The sequence below is a fragment of the Streptomyces sp. NPDC025618 genome, assembly GCF_055558795.1.
In genome coordinates, this window is the sequence record NZ_JBVHLW010000053.1 from 20,406 (window position 1) to 38,236 (window position 17,831).

Consider the following 17,831-nt stretch of genomic DNA (forward strand, 5'->3'; position numbering starts at 1 on the left):
CCGCTCCTTTCCGCGCGGAGCGGGCCGGTCCTGCGGCCTTCCGTACGGAGCGGGGCCGGGAGCCTCCCGGTCAGCGCAGGAGGACCGGCAGATCGTGGAGCCAGTTCATGGTCATGCTGGGCCGCCTGCGGATCTCCGTACCCGGCACGGCGAGTCGCAGCCGCGGGAAGCGGTCCAGCAGCTTGTCGAGGAGGATCTCCATCTCCGCGTACGCCAGCAGCGCCCCCACGCAGCGGTGCGCGCCGTGCCCCATGGCCAGGTGCTGATGATCGGTGCGGGTGATGTCGAAGCGGTGCGGATCGGGGAAGCGGCGCGGATCGCGATTGGCCGCCGAGACGGCGATCAGCAGGAACTCCCCGGCCGGGATGGACACGCCCTCGCCCAGCTCCACGCGCTCCGCGGTGTAGCGCGGGCCGACCGCGCGGAACGGCCCGTCGTGCCGCAGGCACTCCTCGATCGCGCCGGTCAGCAGCGACCGGTCCGCGCGCAGCGCCGCGTACTGCTCGGGGTGGCTCAGCAGCGCGAACATCCCGTTGGCGATGGCGTTGGCCGTCTCGATGCCCGCGATCAGCAGCATGAACGCGGTCGAGGCGAGCTCGGTGCGGCTCAGCGGCCGCCGCTTGTCCGGCCGCGAGCCGAGGGTGGACAGCAGCCCCCGGGCGGGGTGCACGCGCCTGCGCTGGTCGAGCCGCGCGCTGAAGTCGGCGAGGACGACGGCGCTCTGCCCCACGCTCTCGGTGCCGCGCCGGCACATGAGGGTGTCGAACCAGGCCGGGAAGCCGGACTGTTCGTCCTCGCGCAGGCCGAGGAGCTCGGAGACCACGGCGACGGTGAAGGGGTAGGCGACCCGGGCGCGGAAGTCGACGGGGCCGGAGTCCTTCGTGGCGGCGAGCTCGCCGAGCGTCTCGTCCGCGAAGAGGTCGATGCGCGGGCGCAGCGCCTCGATCCGGCCCCGGTTGAGCGCCTGCTGGGTGCTCTGGCGCAGCCGCTGGTGCTCCGGCGGATCGGTGTTGATCATATTGGCCCGGATCCGGGTGCTCATCTCGCGCCGCCGCTCCGACCGGACGAGATGCTGCTCCCGCAGGTCGGGGCGCTTCCAGTCGTCCCTGCGGACCGCGGGGGAGGTGAGGAGCCGGCGGGCCTCCTCGTAGCGGGGGATGAGCCACAGGCGGGTGCCGCTCACCCCCGTCACCAGTGTGGCGGGGGCGCGGGCGCGCAGGGTGTCGAAGACGGGGTGCGCGTCCTGGAAGAAGGCCGGGGTGAAGACCCCGGGCGGTGCGGCGGTCCGGTCGGTGGTCACAGCGGGCCTCCTCGGTCAGGGGTGGACAGGGGCCGCTGGCAGGCTCTCGGTGCCGGGGAACGTGGCTCTTTCCTTGCGCTGGACGACCCTGGGGCGGAGGGGAGTTGAGGGGCGACGGGATGGCGCGACGCCCGGGAGCCTACCCAGGGTGTCCATGGGATTACACATGGCGACAGGGTGGTGGAAGCGCGGCGGGGACCGTACGCCCGTGCCCCCATCGGAACACCGATTCGCGCCCACCGGGCCGGCCGGCCCGCTAGGGTCGGTGCGGTGCGCAGTCGCCTGGCAGTCGTCGCGTTCCTGGCCGCTCTCGTGCTCACCGCGTGCGGCTCCGGCGGGGATTCGCCGCCGCACCCGCCCGCCCCGTCGGACAGCGGTACGGCCCGCGCTGACGGTGCCCGGCTGCTCTACCGGGGGCAGGGGCGGGCCAGTGCCCAGAACCCGGCCTTCTCGCCCGACGGGAAGTCCGTCCTCTTCACCCTCTTCCACGACGGTTACAACGAAGGCGCCGCCGCCCTCCGCGTGCTCCCGGTCAAGGACGGTGCCCCGGCCCGGCCCGGGACGCTGCTCGACGAGAGCGACCGGGCCGCCGTCAACCTCCCCGGTTCCAGCTGGCATCCCTCCGCCGGGGTCGCGTTCGCCTCCGACCGGGCGGGCCGGGACGAGGTGTGGGTGCTGCCCCCCGGCGGCCACCGGCCCACCCGGGTGACCGAACACCGCGGTGACACCGGCTATTTGGAGCCCAGCTTCTCGCCCGACGGCGCCTGGATCGTCTTCCAGGAGAGCGCGGAGAAGGAGAACGCCGGGAAGGAGGGCGACGACGACCCGTCCGCGCTCGGCTCCCTCTGGAAGGTCCGGCGTGACGGCGGCGACCCCACCCGGCTCCTGGACGGCCCCGCCACGCACACGGACAACCGCCAGCCCAACTGGTCCCCGAAGGGCGACCGACTGGTCTTCCAGCGCCGCGCGGCCGACAGCGACGACTGGGCGCTCTACGTGATGAACGCCGACGGCAGCGGGCTCCGCAGGCTCACCGACGGCCCCGGCGAACACACCGACCCCAGCTGGTCACCCGACGGCCGGTCCGTGGTCTTCTCCTCCACCGCGGGCGGGCTCGACACACCGCAGATCTTCGTGATCCCGGCGGACGGCGGCCGCCCCACCCGGGTGACCAGGAACGGCGACGGCTACGACGGCGCGCCCAGCTGGTCGCCGGACGGCCGCTGGATCGCCTTCGAGGCCCGCCAGGGGGACGAGGACCGGCCCACTTCGCTGTGGCGGATCCCCGCCCCCGGAGGGGCGGGACGGTGAGGCTCAGCCGGTGGTGAGGGTCAGCAGCGAGTACTGACTGACCGTCAGTGTCACGTTCGCCGTGGTCCCGACGATCCTGAAGTCCACCGGCTGCGGCGCGGGGGAGGGCCCGTCGGGCGAGCTCACCGTGGCGGCCAGCACCCGCTGCCCCGCGGGCAGGGCGAGCGAGACCGTGCAGGTGGCCGGTGCCGTCTTGAACGCCGCCGGGCTGTCACCGAAGCCGGTGAAGTTCACCAGCTGCACGATCGTGTCGGCGCCGAGCCGGCGCACCTCCAGGTGGATGCGGCGGTCACCGGAGAGCGTCACCTGCGGCGGCGCCGCGGCGGTGACCGGGCCGAGGAGCTGATCGGCGCTCGCCTGGTCGGTCGAGGCCAGATAGCTCTTGCCGACGAGCTTCTGCACATACCAGCAGGTGCCCGCGCCGAAACGGTTCTGCTTGGTGGTGGGCAGCGGGTCCGCCTTGCGGAAGCCCAGCACGTCGGCGAGCGCGTACTCGCTCCGGGCCGTGCCCAGTTCGTCCAGGCCGGTGGGGGCCGGGCCCGTGATGACCACGGTGCCGCCACCCGCCACGAAGTCCCGCAGCACACCCGCCTCGGAGTCCGAGACGGCCTGGAGGTTCGGCAGCAACAGCACGCGCAGGCCCGCCAGATCGGCCGCCGTCAGGCCCGGACTGGGCACGGTGTCGAAGGGGATGTGCGCGAACACCAGCGCCTTCACCGTGCCCCGGAACTCGCCGAGCCACTGCTGATTGGCGCAGCTCTCCTCCGCGCTGCCGGTGGACCACCACTCCTTGACCCCCGCCGGCTTGCGGGTGTTCACGTACATCCCCGTGCCGGCGGCGGGGCTGACGAAGTCCCGCGAGGCGGAGGAGTGGTAGACGCCGACGACGGCCGCGGAGGCGGAGTTGTAGAGCTTCTCCTGGTTGGCGGCCACGAAGGCGTACATCCGGGTGCGCATCGCCTTGTCGGTGGTGTCGTTCTTGAACGGGCTCTTCACCTCGTACGGATTGCAGCCCGCGGCCAGCAGTTCGGCCATCACCAGCGACGCGTCGTCCGCCTTCCAGCCGTAGGAGAAGGCCCAGGCCGGCTTGGTGCCGCTGGCGGCGCGGGCGTATTTGTACATCGAGATCAGACACGTCCAGTCGCTGGCGGTGGCGTGGCGCATCCCGTCGTAGTTGGCGAGGATGTCCACCTCCCACACATGGCTGACGCCCTCAGCCTTCCGCAGATAGGCCCCGTCGAGGCCGACCATCGTGCCGTACTGGTAGTCCATGCTCACGGTCTCGACGAACGTCACCAGATCCGGGTTGACGGACCGCCCGGCGGCGGCGATGTCGAGCTGCCACTGGAGCAGGTTGCGGTGCCGCCACTCGACGTAGCGACGGAAGGGCAGGCTGCCGAAGTCGGCCTTGGCGGGCAGCGCGAGACCGGTGTCGGCGCGGAAGGCGTCCGCCGCCCAGGTCGAGGCGTCGCACCAGCTCAGCGCGCCGTCGAAGTAGATCGGGACGTCCGGCCACACCGCGTCCAGGCCCGTCCCCGCGAGCGCCTTGACCCGCCTGAGATAGAAGTCCCGCCAGGGGGAGTTGGGGCTGACCCAGCAGCTCTCGTCGCCCGGATCGACCCAGACCACCAGGCTGCCGTAGAAGACATTGGGCTTGCCGTCGAGACCGCGCTGCACCCAGGACTTGCCGTCGCCGTCCTTGTAGAACGACGGGCCGTTCTCCCCGCCGATGCTGATGACCTCCAGCGAGGGGTAGTACATGACCACCCGGATCCCCGAGGCGTGCGCCAGCTCCACAAAGCTCTTGATCTTCGCCAGGTGCTGGGTGAAGTCCGCCTCGGTGATCCAGTTCGACATGATGGTGTCGAGCTCGATGGCGTTGACGTTCTGTGCCTTCAGTGCCGCGATCACGGGCTTCATGTCACGCGTGGGGTCGGCGTCCTCGTCGAAGGTGCCGTCGGCCAGCCGTGCGAAGCGGCTCCACTCCGGGAAGGCCCCGGAGGCCCCCTGCCGGGCCGCGGACGCCGCCCAGGCGGGGTTCTCGTACACGTCCAACGGGCCGGGGAGCCGGGGTGTCAGCTGCGCCGCCAGCGCCGTTGCGCCGGCCCCCAGACCCGCTCGTAAGACGCCTCTGCGGCTGAATCTTCGCATTCCGCTCATGTGACTTCCCCTCGTCTGCGCGACGGTGTCTGCACGGTGCCCGCAAAGTCTGCCCGATCCGCCCCGTCCCGGCGGGCGAATCCGTATACGAGCGGACAGAGGATGTTCCCGCGCCGCACCCGCACCGCACCCTGGAGGGACCGAATCCCCGGACTCAGGAGCGAGTTGTGGTGAAGCTGTGGACCGTGACCATTGTTTCCGAGCGGTATCCGGCGCCGGGGCCCATGGCACTGAGCTGTTCTCAGCCGGGCTGCCGGCCGGACGCGGTCCCGCTCCCCTCCGCGTCCGCCGCGCGCACGGCGGCGGCCGGACACCTGGCCGCGCACGGCCGTGAGGCGGATCCGGGGGCGGTGTGCGGCTGCGGTGACGCTCCGGCCCACCACGTGATCACGCATACGCGCTGCGGCCGCACCTGGCACCTCCTCGCCCTCTGTGCCGCCTGCACCGCGGCCGTACCGGACGCGCGGGTGCTGCGGCCGCTGAACGACCGCCGGCACCGGCGCGCCCCGAACGCGACCCGCGCGAAAACCGCCCCGTCCGGCGGCTGAGCGGACGTCAGAAGCGTCACACCGGCGCCGGAGAACCGCACGATCGGGGTGATCGGTGGGCCGTACGGAGTAGCGCGGCCGGCCGGGGACACACGCGCCGGATAAGCTCCCGGAGTTGCTCGGCGAGGGAGGCCGTACTCATGGGGTGCGGCGATCCGTCATCGGCGCACCCCTCGTACGAGGTCTGTCGTGGCCCGGGTGACGGCCACTCGACCGGTACCGAAAGTCTCACACGAGGAGTGCAGCCATGGCCGAGGTAAAGCTGACCGCCGAGCCCCGCACCGAGTTCGGCAAGGGCTATGCCCGCCGCGTCCGCCGCGACAACAAGGTCCCGGCCGTCATCTACGGCCATGGCGCCGACCCCAAACACGTGGCGATCGAGGGCCACGCGCTGATGATGGCGCTCAAGACCCCGAACGTGCTGATCAGGCTGGACATCGACGGCAAGAGCGAACTGGTCATCCCCAAGGCCGTGCAGCGCGAGGCCATCCGCGGCTTCCTCGTCCACGTCGACCTCCTCACCGTGAAGAAGGGCGAGAAGGTCACCGTCGAGGTGCCGGTGCACACCGAGGGCGAGCTCGCCCCCGGCGGCAATCTCCTCGAACATATCCTCAACGCCCTGCCGGTGGAGGCCGAGGCCACGCACATCCCCGAGGCGTTCACCGTGTCCATCGAGGGCCTGGAGGCCGGGCACACCATCCGCGCCAAGGACATTCCGCTGCCGCGCGGCAGCTCGCTGGCCATCGACGGAGAGGACGCCGTCCTCCAGGTGGTCGCGGCACAGGCCGAGGAGCCGGCCGAAGGGGAGGAAGAGGAAGCGGAGGAAGCCGCCGCCGCGCCGGAGGCCGGAGCCGAGGGCACGGCCGAGGAGAGCTGACGACGCGCGGTGTGTGGTCCCCGGCAGGGGGCCACACACCGGCGGGCGGCCGTCAGGCCGCGGGCGGGTTGGGCTTGATGACGGCGAACGGCGCCCCGAAGGGATCGGCGAGCCAGGCGATGCGGCCGACGTCCGGCACGTCCGCGGCGGGCATCAGGACCGTGCCGCCGTGCTCCTGGGCGCGGCCGGCGACCGCGTCGGCGTCGTCCGCGGCGAAATACGGGATCCAGCGCGTCTCGCCTTCCTCCCCGGCGGTCACGAGGCCACCGAAGGCCGCGCTCTCCGGATCGCCCTCCGCCGTGCAGAGCAGGGTGTACGTCATCCCCGGCGCCGGCAGCTCCTGGCTCCGCCACCCGAACAGCGAGCCGTAGAAGGACAGGGCGGCCGTGGGGTCGGCGGAGTGCAGCTCCACCCAGCACAGGGCGTTGCTCTCCGAGGCGACCTCCAGGCCCTTGACCGCGGCGGGCTGCCACAGGGAGAACTCGGCGCCGGACGGGTCGGTGAGGCACGCCATGCGCCCCGCGTCCATCACGTCGAACGGCGCGACGCGCACCGTGCCGCCGCCCTGCTCGACGGCCTTGGCGGTGGCGTCCGCGTCGGAGGTGCGGAAATACACGGTCCAGGCCGGGGACGCGCCCTCCTCCGTGAGGGGCCCGAGGCCCGCGACCGTCCTGCCGTCCTTCTGGAAGAAGCCGTAACCCCCGGACTCCGGCCCCGCCGACTGGAAGTCCCAGCCGAAGACCTCGCCGTAGAAGGCGGCGGCCGCCGCGGTGTCCGGGCTGCCGAGATCGAGCCAGTTGGGTGAGCCGGTCACGAAGTCAGTGGTGAGCATGGTGATGTGCTCCTTCGACGGATCGTCGCCGGGGCCCGGTCACCGCGGACGCGGAGAACGCTCGTCCCCCGGCCGCTTTTCAGTCTGGCACCGGCCACTGACAATCGCGCGGTGCCCGGCCGCCCAGCGCCCCCGGCGCGCGGAGTCGCGGGAGTGCGGCCGGACACCGCCGCGGAAGCGCGTCAGATCGTCGCGGCGTCGATCACGAAGCGGTACCGCACGTCGCTGGCGAGCACCCGCTCGTACGCCTCGTTGATCCGGTCGGCGCTGATCACCTCGACGTCGGCACCCAGCTGGTGCGCACCGCAGAAGTCCAGCATCTCCTGGGTCTCCTGGATGCCGCCGATCATCGAGCCGGAGAGCGACCGGCGGCCGGTGATCAGGGCGAAGGCGGCCACCGGCAGCGGCTTCTCCGGGGCGCCCACCTGCACCAGCGTGCCGTCGGTCTTCAGCAGGCCGAGATAGGCGCCCAGGTCGAGGTCGGCGGAGACCGTGTTGACGATCAGGTCGAAGGTGCCCGCCAGCGCCTCGAAGGTGGCCGGGTCGGACGTGGCGTGGAAGTGGTCGGCGCCCAGCCGCTCGCCGTCGTCCTTCTTGCGCAGGGACTGGCTGAGCACGGTGACCTCCGCGCCCATCGCGTGCGCGATCTTCACGCCCATGTGCCCGAGGCCGCCGAGGCCCACGATGGCGACCTTCTTGCCGGGCCCGGCCTGCCAGTGGGCGAGCGGGGAGTAGAGGGTGATGCCGGCGCACAGCAGCGGCGCGGCGGTGTCCAGCGGGATGCCGTCCGGGATGCGCAGGACGTAGTTCTCGTCGACGACGATGTGCGTGGAGTAGCCGCCGTAGGTGATCTCGCCGTCACGGCCCGTCGCCCCGTAGGTGCCGACCATGCCGGACGCGCCGGTGCAGTACTGCTGGAGACCGGCCTCGCAGTTGGCGCACTCGCGGCAGGAGTCGACGAAACAGCCGACACCCACGCGGTCGCCGACCGCGTACCTCGTGACACCCGGACCGACCGCGGCCACCACACCGGCGATCTCGTGGCCGGGGACGACCGGGAAGGTGCCCTCGCCCCACTCGGCCCGCGCCGTGTGGATGTCGGAGTGGCAGATGCCCGCGTACTTGATCTCGATGAGGACGTCGTGCTCGCCCGGCGCGCGGCGCGCGACAGTGGTGCGCTCCAGCGGGGCCTTCGGTGCGGGCGCGGCGTATGCGGGGACAGTGGTGTGGTTCATGGTCACGAGCATGCGCCCGCGGGGAAGCGCCAGCCAGGCCCCCACTCAGCGTACGTCTGCCGTGCCTACCACTGGCAGTACCACCCTGGCCTGCGCGGACGCCCCGCATACTGGGAGCCATGGACCAGCGCACCGAACTCAGCGAGTTCCTCCGTTCCCGCCGGGCCCGGCTGAGCCCCGAGGACGTGGGCCTCACACCGCACGGCGGCCGGCGGCGCGTGCCCGGGCTGCGCCGCGAGGAGCTCGCCCAGCTCGCCGGTGTCAGCGTCGCGTACTACACACGCCTCGAACAGGGCCGCGGACAGAACGTGTCCAGCTCGGTGCTCGACGCCATCGCGGACGCGCTGAGCCTGAGCCGGGCCGAGCGGGACCACCTCAACCACCTGGTCCGGCCCTGCCGGACGCGTAAACCCCAGGTGCGCGCGCAGCGCGTCCGCCCGGCGGTGCAGCAGCTGATCGACAGCATGGACGTCCCCGCCTATGTCGTCGGCCGGCGGCTGGACGTCATCGCCTGGAACCGGATGGCCTGCGCCCTCCTCGGCGACTACGCGGCGGTCCCCGCCCACCAGCGCAACATGGCCTGGCAGATCTTCCTCGACCCGGCCACCCGCGAGCTCTATGTGGAGTGGGAGCGCAAGGCCGCCGACATCGTCGCCTTCCTCAGGCTCGACGCGGGGCGCTGCCCCGACGACCCGCTGCTGACCGCGCTCGTCGGCGAACTCTCCGTCAAGAGCCAGGAGTTCAGGGAGCTGTGGGCCACGCACGACGTGCAGGACAAGGGCTTCGGGGTGAAGCGGCTGCACCACCCCGTCGTGGGCCCGCTGACGCTCGCGTACGAGACGCTGGTGCTGCCGGCGGACGTGGGCCAGCAACTGATCACCTACCACGCGGAGCCGGGCTCGGCCTCCGCGGAGTCGCTGCGCCTGCTGGCCAGTTGGTCGCTGGGCACGGCCGACTCCCGTACGGACATGCCGCGCCCCACGGCGTGACGGGCGGGAAATGGGCACGGAATTCCCGCCGCGTGCCGCCCGTTCCGAATTGGTGCGATGGGCTGATGAATTCCGGCCTGCCCGGGAACAGTGACCTGCCGCGGGAATGTCCGTTTACCAGGGCATGAAGCGCACTTCCGTGGTTCTCGTACTCGCCGCCTCGGTGCTGGCCGCCGCACCCGTCGCCCACGCGCACGCCGACGACCCCGTGTCCCGGCTGGCCAAGCTGGGTGAGGCGTCGAAGCGACTGCCTGTCAACAACGGCATTCACAAGATCAAGGGCGTGGGGGAAACCCTCGCGAGCCATATCGAAGAGGGGAAGCTGGTGCCTGACGGCGAAGCGTCGCTGCGCCTGGGCCGTCACTGAGGGGCGAATCCCCATGGCCCTTGCCGGGTTTTCCGTTCGCTGAAAGGATCCGGCGGGAGAAAACCTGTGCCTCCGGGGCGCCGCCGATGTGGCGTCCCGGAGGCACAGTGCTTCACCGGTGGCGTCAGCGCTTGGCGGCCGGCTTCTCCTTCGGCGTGTTGGCCTCGGTGACGTTCACCGCGGACCACGCCTTGTCGACCGTCTTGTACTCGGTGCTGTTGGCGCCGTAGATGTCCGCGGCGGCCTGGAGCGTGGCGGTGCGGGCCTCGTGGAAGTCCGTGGTCGAGACCATGTACCGGGTCAGCGCGCGGTAGAAGATCTGCTCCGCCTTGTCCCGGCCGATGCCGGACACGGCCGAGCCGTCGTGGGTGGGGGAGTTGTACTCCACGCCGTTGACGGTCTTCTTGCCGCTGCCCTCGGCCAGGAGGTAGAAGGCGTGCGAGGAGACGCCCGAGCCCGCGTGGACCTCACGGTCGTAGGAGCCGGAGTCCCAGTAGTCGACGGTGCCCTCGAGCTTGTCCTGGGACGGCTCGTCGAGGCGGCGCAGGAACTTCTGCTCCAGGCCGAGCTTCTCGCCGATCAGGTAGTTCGGGGGGTTGGCCGGGTTGTTGGTCTTGAACTCGACGGCCGTGCCGAAGATGTCGGCGAAGGACTCGTTGAGCGAGCCCGCCTCGCCGAACTGGTTCTGCCGCTCGTCCACCCGCGTCGGCTGGAAGTCGGCCGTCGCCTCGACGACGCCGTGGGTGAGCTCGTGGCCGGTGACGTCCAGGGCGACCAGCGCCTGCTTGAACGTTTCTCCATCGCCGTCGCCGTAGAGCATGCAGGAGCAGTCGGGGGACCAGAAGGCGTTGCCCACCTTGTCGCCGAAGTGCACGACCGCGTTCGGGCCCTTGCCGTCGTCCTTGATGCCGTTGCGGCCGAAGGTGCTCTTGTAGAAGTCGAGCGTGCTGGTGATTCCGTACTGCGCGTCCACCGCGGCGGTGGTCGGGTCCGAGGACGTGCCGTTGCCCCAGCTGTTGCCGGTGCGGGAGAAGGGCTTGCCGTCGCTGAACGCCCCGATCTCCTTGCCGCCCGCGTCGCGGGTCTCGGCGTCGCCGCGGCTGGGGTCCTTGAGCGTGAAGGTGTTCTGCGCGGTCTGCGTGGTCGTCAGCGGCACCTTGCCGACGAAGAGGGAGGAGCCGGAACCGGTCGCCTGGGCCGGGAAAGCGCCCTGGGCCTTGCCGCCCTTCGCGGGCGCGGTGACCTTCGAGCCGGTCCGCGGGGTGGCCTTGGCGCCCGTGCTGCGCAGCTTGGACTTCAGCTGGGGGGATATGAAGCCGTCGGTGAGCGGGGTGCTGCTGAGCACCTTGCCGGAGGCGGCGTCGACGACGACCGAGTGGATCCCGCCGGTCTCGGGGGTGTGGCTGTCGGTGACGGTGACCCGGTAGGCGAGGACGGATGTCCCGGCCGTCGCGTCGACGACCAGCTCCGCCTTGCCCGCCTTGCCGTCGGCCGAGGACGCGGCCTTCGCGGCGGCCTGGGAGGCCGTCAGCTTCGGGGTGACGGTGGGCAGGGATATCTCGTGGTGTATCGCCCGGGTCGTGCCGAGGTACGCGTTCTTGGCGTCGAGGTGGACGACGAGGTCACCGCCGACCACGGGCACGCCGCGGTAGACCCGGTTGAAGCGGACGTGCCGCTTGCCCTCGGGGTCGATCAGGGTGTCCTTGACGTTCAGGGTCTCCGCCTTGCCGACACCGGTGGCGGCGGAGTGGGCGGTGGCGGCGGTACGGGCGGCCTTGACGATCTCGGCCTTGGCGGCGGCCGTGGCCGCCGTGACGGCGGAGGCGCGGGCGGTCGCACGGGCCTGGTCCGGGCCGCTGGGCGTCGCGGCGGCGGTGCCCGCCATGGTGGCCGCGGCCACGACCGCGACGGCGGTGGCGGTGAGCACTCGTCTGTGGGATGTGGGGGATGTACGCACTGTTCAGCGCCCTTTGCGGTGAGGGCGGTTCGGGACGTGCCCGGCCGCCTGCATACACGCGGTGCTGTCACTGGCGCACCGCGGGAACCTGTGGTCCCGCGGAGGACTCTGCCTGTATGGCATGCCCATGAAAAGAGGAAAAGTCGTGATGTCCGGTGAGTTGATCAAGTCTTAACAAAGCGTCAACGCAAGGTGAGCGTGCGGCGACTTGGTGTCTACTCGCGGGTGAAGATGCCAGGGTGCGGGCGAAGGTTGTCGCGACGGACCAAGTGATCACTATGTGAGACGGCGGGGGCTGTCCGGTGAAGGAGCGCCCTGTCCCGGCCAGTTGCCACCCTGGATCCGTCGCCCGCGCCGGCGCAGCCGGGCGGCCAGCTCTTCCTCGGCCAGGTACGTCCAGGCCCGCACCGTATCGCCATCAAGCAGGCGAACCAGGCGAATTACCCGGACGTAGTGGTTGGCCGAGCCGCCGGGTTCGTAGCCCTCCAGCGCGTCGAGGGACGCCAGCACCGCGTCGTGGCGGTCGGCCGGCAGCCACAGCGCCTCGCCGGTGATCTCGCCTTCCGGGTCCGCCACCGCGTACGGGAAACCCGGCCCCTCGTAGAGGGCCGCGCCGGGCATCCGCGCCGGTTCCTCCGCCACCGTGCGGCCGAGCAGGAACACCGTGTGGTTCCGCCGGCCGGGACGCAGCGTTCCGTACACGAAGACGGGCAGCGGTTCGCCGTCCACCACTTGGGGCTCCTTCCGGCCGCGGCCGCCGCCGGAAGGCGGGGCACCGGGCCCGCCGTAAAATACCCGCAAGGGAGCGCGGGTGGTCACACCCTCCGACCCTGGACTCGTCATCGAGTGCGACCGCGGCTCGCGGACGATGGGTCCGAGCCGGATCGAGGTGCTCGCCGGTGCGCTGGTGGAGTCCTCTGACGAGCGGTTCGAGAGCTGCCTGCGGTTCGCCGAGCGGCGCCGCACGGCGGGCGGGCCGGCGCGCCGGCCGGTGGAGCACGCCGCGACCCGGGTGGACCCGCACCGTCCCGCCGGCTTCCCGCCGTCCGCGCCGCCGCGCTGGGCGGCGCCGGTCATCCCGGCAGGGACCGGTGACGGGCCGTCGGCTCAGAGCTCACCGCGGCGGTGCACCCGCCACGCGAGGACGCCGCCGAGCGTGCCCGCGATCGCTCCCCACAGCAGCCCGAGCCCCAGCAGCGTCCACAGCCTCGGCCGCAGCGTGACCTCGCTGCCGAAACCGCCCAGGTCACCGACGCCGAGCAGCGACAGCCCGAACCGCGCCGAGATCTGGGTGAGCGCCCCGACGACGAGCAGCGTCACGGCCAGCGCCACCGCCAGCCGGACGCCGTGCCGCCAGGGCGGGGTCCCGGCCGGGGACCGCACGGCCGTGACGAACCCCGCCGCGAGCAGGGCGACCGCGGCCAGGGCCACCAGCAGCCAGGCGCGCCCGTCCTGTTCGGCGAGCGAGGAGACGTTCACGGCGGCGGTGCCGTGCTTCACGCGCAGCACCGCGGCCAGCGCCTTGGGGAAGGGCAGCCCGATGGCGTCCGGGACCCGTCCGTCCCAGGTGCCGCCGAGGCCCGCGCCGAAGCCGAGCCAGGCGAGGTTGGGGAGCCCCAGGAGCAGGACGGCGAGGGTCTCGGCCGTGTGGCCCCGGGTGCACAGGACGACCACTCCGACGACGAGCCCCACCACCACGTACGCCAGCAGGACCACCAGCATCGCGAACGCGGCGGGCCGTACGGCGTCCTGGAAGCGCAGCAGCCGTGACGGCAGCGGGGTCTTGCGGGACACCGCGACGGCCAGGGCGAGCAGCACCAGCAGCCACAGCAGCCCGAGGCCGAGCGTGGGCCCCATCGCCGCGCGGAAGCCGACGACCGGCGTCGCCCCCAGAGCCGCGCCGATGTCGCCGATCAGCGAATCGCCCAGGTCGATGCGGAAGGTGTGCCGGGCGGCGAGTGTGATCAGCACCAGGGCGAGCAGCCACAGCACGGCCGTACGGGCGATCCGGCCCAGCAGCTCGCCGCCGCTCGCCACCGCCCGGTGACGCAGCGGCAGGAGGAAGACCACGGCGACGGCCAGGGCACCGGCCAGGGTCACCGACAGGGGTACGACATCCAGGCTCGCGCCTGTACGGCCGAAGAAGCCGGCGGCGCCCGAGAGCTCCACCGAGCCCCCGACGGCGGTTACCAAGGTGGCCGCGAGGACGGAGGGGAAGGCGCCGCCCGGCAGTCCGTCGGCCCCGGCCGCCCACAGGCCGAGCGCCGCGACGGCGGCCATCGCGGCCACTCCCGCGGCCACGGCCGCGAACGCGTCCCACCAGGCGCGCGAGGGACGGTGCGCGGCGCCCTGGGCGGCGGCCCTCGGTGGCTGGCTCACGCTGCCTCCGGAAACGTCGTCGGTGTGCGGTGTGCGGTGTGCGGCCGGCCGGGCGGCCCGCAGTTCAACCTAAGCCCGCGGGTGCCGCGCCACCTGTCGGGCGTGTGCCTCGGGGCGCGGCCCTCCATTTGCGGGGCGCGCCGGTTTGCGTCACACAATGAACAACGGCGAAAGAGAACAAAACAGACAACCGGACATTGCCTCCACCGTAGGAGAAGGGCCCCGTGTCGTCCGAACCACCGTCAGAGAAGCGTCCCACCGGTCCACCGTCCGGCCCCCTCGCCGGGCACGGGTCCGGCACCGGGGCGTCCCGACCTCCGGAGCCCACCCGGCCGGACCGGCCGTCGGACACCCCGGCCGCGCCCGGGGGCCCGTCAGGACCGGCCGATCCGCCCGCGCCACCCGCCCCGCCGACCGGCGGCCACGGCGTCCCGGGCGAAGAGCCCGGCGGGGGAGGCCCCTGGTGGCGGTCCGTCCCCAAGGTGGCGCTGCTCGCGGGCGGGCTCGTCGCGGTCGCGGCGCTGGCCGTCTTCTTCCTCCGCTCGGACAACAGCGGCTCAGGGGAGCTCTCCCTCCAGTCGGCCTCGGCCGAGGGCACCGACCCCTTCACCGCATCGACGGTGAAGGACACCGGGGGACAGGCGACCGCCTCGCCCACCGCCCCCGCCGCCACGGGCGCCTTTGGATCCCGTACCGTCCAGGGCTCGGCACCCGGCCTCTACGGCGGCAACCAGAACGTGCCGAGCTGTGACGTCGAGCGTCAGATCGGCTATCTGACCGAGGACCAGACGAAGGCCCGTGCCTTCGCGAGCGCCGCCGGGATCGAGCCGGGCGACCTCCCGGAATACCTGCGCGGCCTCACCCCCTTGCAGCTGCGCGCCGACACCCGGGTCACCGGCCACGGTTACAGGAGCGGCGCGGCCACGGCCTACCAGGCCGTGCTCCAGGCGGGCACGGCCGTGCTCGTCGACGACCGGGGCATGCCGCGCGTGCGCTGCGCCTGCGGCAACCCGCTCGGCCCGCCCGTCGCCACCAAGGGCACCCCCGAGGCCAAGGGCACGGCGTGGCGCGCCTACCGCCCCGGCGAGGCGATCGCCGTCGTCCCGGCCGGCGCGGCCATGGATGTCATGGTGGTCCACGACCCGCGGACCGGCCAGTGGTTCGAACGCCCGGTGGGCACCAGGGGCGACAGCGACAGCCCGACCTCGCGCCCCGCCACCGGGACGTCACCCAGTCCGGCTCCATCGAGCGCGGCCCCGAGCAGCCCCGCGCCGTCGACGCTCCACAGCTCCCCGCCGCCGTCCCCGTCCCCGAAGGCGCCCGGTCCGGCGTACGGCCCCGCAGCCCGGCCCGGTGCCCGGCCGTGACCGACCGGCGGGCCCCGCGAGCGGCCGGGCGCGCAGACCTGTCCCCTACGTACGCGCCGGAGTCCGGTCCGTGCGCGCCCGAGTCCCGTTCGTACGCGCCCGAGCGGGCGAAACGCGGCCCGCGCCGATGAGCCGGCCGCCCGCGCCCGCCGCCGTCGCCCCCGGCACCGCCCCCGCTCACGCGAGGGCGGTGCCGGGGGCGGTGCGCGCGGTGCGTTCCGGGTGGCCGCTGTTCACGGCCGCGGTCCTCTACAACGCCTGGGTCCTGGAGTTCGTCCTGCCCACCGGGCTGGACGCCCGGCACTCCTACGTCAGCGAGCTCTTCGCCGCCGACCAGCGGCTCCACGTGCTCTTCGGCGGGATCGAGATCGTCACGGCCCTGCTCATCGCGGCCGGGGCGGCCCCGCGCGTCCCGCCGGACGGCAGCCGGGTCCCGGCGGACCGGTGGGCCACCGGCGGCCGTTGGGCGCTCGTCGCCTTCGCCGCGTCGTCCGTGGCCGACGTGCTGCTGCCGATGCGGTGCGCGCCGTCCGTCAACCCGGCCTGCGAGGCGGTCAATCCGTGGCACACGGGCACGAGCGCGCTCGCGCATGCCGCGCTGTTCGCTTCCATGGCGCTGTTCATCGTCGCCTCGCGTGCGGCCGGCGGCCGGTGGCCGCTGGTCCGCCGGTGGGGGCCGTGGGTGCTCGGCACCGCGCTGGTGACGGCGCTGGCGACGGTGGGCCCGCTGTTCGGGAGGCCGGGATGGCACGGGGTGCCGCAGCGGGCGCACCTGGTGCTGGTGGGAGTGTGGCTGGTGCTGCTCGCCGTGGCACCGCGCCGCCGCTGACGGGGGCTCGTGGGCATCCGCCGTCCCTGAGGTATTCGGTCGAATGTGCGTGAAGGCCGGGCGGGCGTGCGGAAAGCCTGGGGCAGGGGCGGCGGGGTTCCGCTCCTGGTCAGGCGTCCGGCCGTGCGGAGTGGTGTGCTCCGTGCGGTGCACCGGGGTCAACGGGGCGAATATTTCAGGCCCGTTGCAAAAATATGGCGTCTTGTGAACGGAAGTTGTCCAACAACATGATCACCCTCGTTTGCGCGTGGACCGGACTCGACCGGACCCCGCCCACTTCGAGGAGGTCCCCCATGAACGACCGGCTCAGCCTCAGCCCCGGCGCGGCACGGCAGCTGGCGACGACCACCAAGACCACCCCGCAGATGCGCGGCATCACCCCGCGCTATCTGCTGCGCGCCCTGCCCTGGGTCGATGTCGACTCGGGCGTCTACCGCGTCAACCGCCGTCGGACGTTCATCATGGGCGACGACCGGATCAGCAGCTACACCGACAACGGCACCTCCCGCATCGTCCCCGAGGACCTGCGGGAGGTGCCCTACCTCCGGGAGGCCGACGAGGAGCTCCTGCGCGAACTCGCCGCCGCCTTCACCGAGGAGAGCTTCGAAATCGGCCAGGTGCTCGCCCGGGCCGGCGACACCGCGGACAAGCTGTGGGTCCTCGTGCGGGGCCGCGCCGAGAAGCGGGCCACCGGCCGCTACGGCGAGGACGCCCTCGTCGAGGTCATCGGCGACGGCCAGTTCTTCGACCTCGACTCCTGGTCCCGCTCCGAGCCGCTGCCCCACCGGGTCGTGGCCCTCACCCCCGGCACCGCGCTCTGCCTCGACCGCTCCGCGCTGGCCGCGGCCGCCGGGCGCGACGCGGCGCTGTGTGCCGCGCTGGAGAGCTGGAGCAGCGGCGACCGCAAGGCGCCGGGCGGTGAGGTGCCGGTCGACCTCGCCGCGGGCCACCTGGGCGAGCCGGAGCTCCCCGGGACCTACGTCGACTACGAGGACACCCCTCGCGAGTACCACATGAGCCTGGCCCAGACCGTGCTGCGCGTCCACTCCCGCGTCGCGGACCTCTACAACGAGCCCATGGACCAGACCCGCGCCCAGGCCAACCTCACCATCCAGGCGCTCCGCGAGCGCCAGGAGCGGGCGATGCTGAACGACCCGGACTTCGGGCTCTTCCACAACGTCGCCCCCGGCCAGCGCGTCCAGGCGCGCACGGGCTCGCCGACCCCCGACGACCTGGACGAGCTGCTCGCCAAGGTCTGGAAGCAGCCCGGCTTCTTCCTCGCCCACCCCAAGGCCATCGCGGCGTTCGGCCGGGAATGCACGCGCCGGGGCGTGCCCCCGGTGATCGACACCCGGTTCGGCAGCCCGCTGCTGAGCTGGCGCGGCGTCCCGCTCCTGCCCTCCGACAAGGTCCGGATGAGCGGCCCCAACGGCGCGGAGACCACGGAGATCCTGCTGATGCGGGTCGGCGAGGCCGAGCAGGGCGTGGTGGGCCTGCGCCCCTCCAAGGTGCCGGACGAGGCCGAGCCGGGCCTGTCCATGCGCAACATGGGCGTGGACCAGAAGGGCATCACCTCCTACCTGATGACAAGGTCCGGATGAGCGGCCCCAACGGCGCGGAGACCACGGAGATCCTGCTGATGCGGGTCGGCGAGGCCGAGCAGGGCGTGGTGGGCCTGCG

15 protein-coding genes are annotated in these 17,831 nt (G+C 72.6%); 8 read left to right on the forward strand and 7 right to left on the reverse strand.

The genetic code is table 11. The annotated features are described in order from the left end of the window. Positions 1 to 70: 70 nt before the first annotated feature. A complete protein-coding gene (locus ACZ4A5_RS28565; protein ID WP_467590368.1) occupies positions 71 to 1,300 on the reverse strand; it encodes a cytochrome P450 in 1,230 nt (409 codons plus the stop codon). A gap of 270 nt (positions 1,301 to 1,570) precedes the next feature. Between ACZ4A5_RS28565 and ACZ4A5_RS28570 the strand changes: the two genes are divergently transcribed. After that, positions 1,571 to 2,611, forward strand: coding sequence for a TolB family protein (locus tag ACZ4A5_RS28570; protein ID WP_467590370.1), 1,041 nt, complete (start codon positions 1,571 to 1,573; stop codon positions 2,609 to 2,611). A 3-nt stretch (positions 2,612 to 2,614) separates the two neighbouring features. Here the strand turns inward: ACZ4A5_RS28570 and ACZ4A5_RS28575 are convergent, their stop codons facing one another. Further along, positions 2,615 to 4,660, reverse strand: a complete 2,046-nt coding sequence (locus ACZ4A5_RS28575; protein ID WP_467590372.1) for a hypothetical protein — start codon at positions 4,658 to 4,660, stop codon at positions 2,615 to 2,617. Positions 4,661 to 4,956: 296 nt separating this feature from the next. Between ACZ4A5_RS28575 and ACZ4A5_RS28580 the strand changes: the two genes are divergently transcribed. Both ACZ4A5_RS28580 and ACZ4A5_RS28585 read left to right on the forward strand, forming a co-directional pair. Further along, a complete protein-coding gene (locus tag ACZ4A5_RS28580; protein ID WP_467590375.1) occupies positions 4,957 to 5,319 on the forward strand; it encodes a hypothetical protein in 363 nt (120 codons plus the stop codon). 247 nt (positions 5,320 to 5,566) lie between these two features. Continuing rightward, entirely contained in the window at positions 5,567 to 6,196 is a 630-nt protein-coding gene (locus ACZ4A5_RS28585) for a 50S ribosomal protein L25/general stress protein Ctc (protein ID WP_467590377.1), read from the forward strand. Positions 6,197 to 6,248: 52 nt separating this feature from the next. Here ACZ4A5_RS28585 and ACZ4A5_RS28590 read toward each other — a convergent pair whose 3' ends face one another. Both ACZ4A5_RS28590 and ACZ4A5_RS28595 read right to left on the reverse strand, forming a co-directional pair. Continuing rightward, positions 6,249 to 7,028: a VOC family protein gene (locus ACZ4A5_RS28590; RefSeq protein WP_467590380.1), complete on the reverse strand. Its 780-nt coding sequence runs from the start codon at positions 7,026 to 7,028 to the stop codon at positions 6,249 to 6,251. Positions 7,029 to 7,210: 182 nt separating this feature from the next. After that, positions 7,211 to 8,263: an NAD(P)-dependent alcohol dehydrogenase gene (locus tag ACZ4A5_RS28595; RefSeq protein ID WP_467590382.1), complete on the reverse strand. Its 1,053-nt coding sequence runs from the start codon at positions 8,261 to 8,263 to the stop codon at positions 7,211 to 7,213. A 119-nt stretch (positions 8,264 to 8,382) separates the two neighbouring features. On the opposite strand from ACZ4A5_RS28595, the gene ACZ4A5_RS28600 reads away from it, so the two are divergent. Next, entirely contained in the window at positions 8,383 to 9,252 is an 870-nt protein-coding gene (locus tag ACZ4A5_RS28600) for a helix-turn-helix transcriptional regulator (protein WP_467590385.1), read from the forward strand. Between the two features lie 124 nt (positions 9,253 to 9,376). Further along, positions 9,377 to 9,619 carry a hypothetical protein gene (locus ACZ4A5_RS28605; protein ID WP_467590388.1) on the forward strand — a complete coding sequence of 81 codons (243 nt, stop codon included), beginning with the start codon at positions 9,377 to 9,379 and terminating at the stop codon, positions 9,617 to 9,619. Positions 9,620 to 9,743: 124 nt separating this feature from the next. Here ACZ4A5_RS28605 and ACZ4A5_RS28610 read toward each other — a convergent pair whose 3' ends face one another. The 3 genes from ACZ4A5_RS28610 to ACZ4A5_RS28620 form a co-directional block, all read right to left on the reverse strand. Beyond that, a complete protein-coding gene (locus tag ACZ4A5_RS28610; RefSeq protein WP_467590405.1) occupies positions 9,744 to 11,504 on the reverse strand; it encodes a M4 family metallopeptidase in 1,761 nt (586 codons plus the stop codon). 348 nt (positions 11,505 to 11,852) lie between these two features. Next, positions 11,853 to 12,308, reverse strand: coding sequence for a gamma-glutamylcyclotransferase family protein (locus ACZ4A5_RS28615; RefSeq protein WP_467590391.1), 456 nt, complete (start codon positions 12,306 to 12,308; stop codon positions 11,853 to 11,855). 375 nt (positions 12,309 to 12,683) lie between these two features. Continuing rightward, the gene (locus ACZ4A5_RS28620; RefSeq protein ID WP_467590394.1) at positions 12,684 to 13,955 is read right to left on the reverse strand and encodes a streptophobe family protein; all 1,272 of its coding nucleotides are present in this window, start codon (positions 13,953 to 13,955) and stop codon (positions 12,684 to 12,686) included. A 482-nt stretch (positions 13,956 to 14,437) separates the two neighbouring features. On the opposite strand from ACZ4A5_RS28620, the gene ACZ4A5_RS28625 reads away from it, so the two are divergent. The 3 genes from ACZ4A5_RS28625 to ACZ4A5_RS28635 all read left to right on the forward strand — a co-directional run bounded on the left by ACZ4A5_RS28625 (position 14,438) and on the right by ACZ4A5_RS28635 (position 17,752). Then, complete coding sequence (locus ACZ4A5_RS28625; protein WP_467590398.1) at positions 14,438 to 15,322, forward strand: DUF6777 domain-containing protein; 885 nt, start codon at positions 14,438 to 14,440, stop codon at positions 15,320 to 15,322. Positions 15,323 to 15,449: 127 nt separating this feature from the next. Next, positions 15,450 to 16,151 (forward strand): DUF998 domain-containing protein, encoded by a 702-nt coding sequence (locus ACZ4A5_RS28630; RefSeq protein WP_467590400.1) that lies wholly within the window; start codon positions 15,450 to 15,452, stop codon positions 16,149 to 16,151. A gap of 293 nt (positions 16,152 to 16,444) precedes the next feature. Beyond that, positions 16,445 to 17,752: a family 2B encapsulin nanocompartment shell protein gene (locus ACZ4A5_RS28635; RefSeq protein WP_467590403.1), complete on the forward strand. Its 1,308-nt coding sequence runs from the start codon at positions 16,445 to 16,447 to the stop codon at positions 17,750 to 17,752. The last annotated feature ends 79 nt before the right edge of the window (positions 17,753 to 17,831 follow it).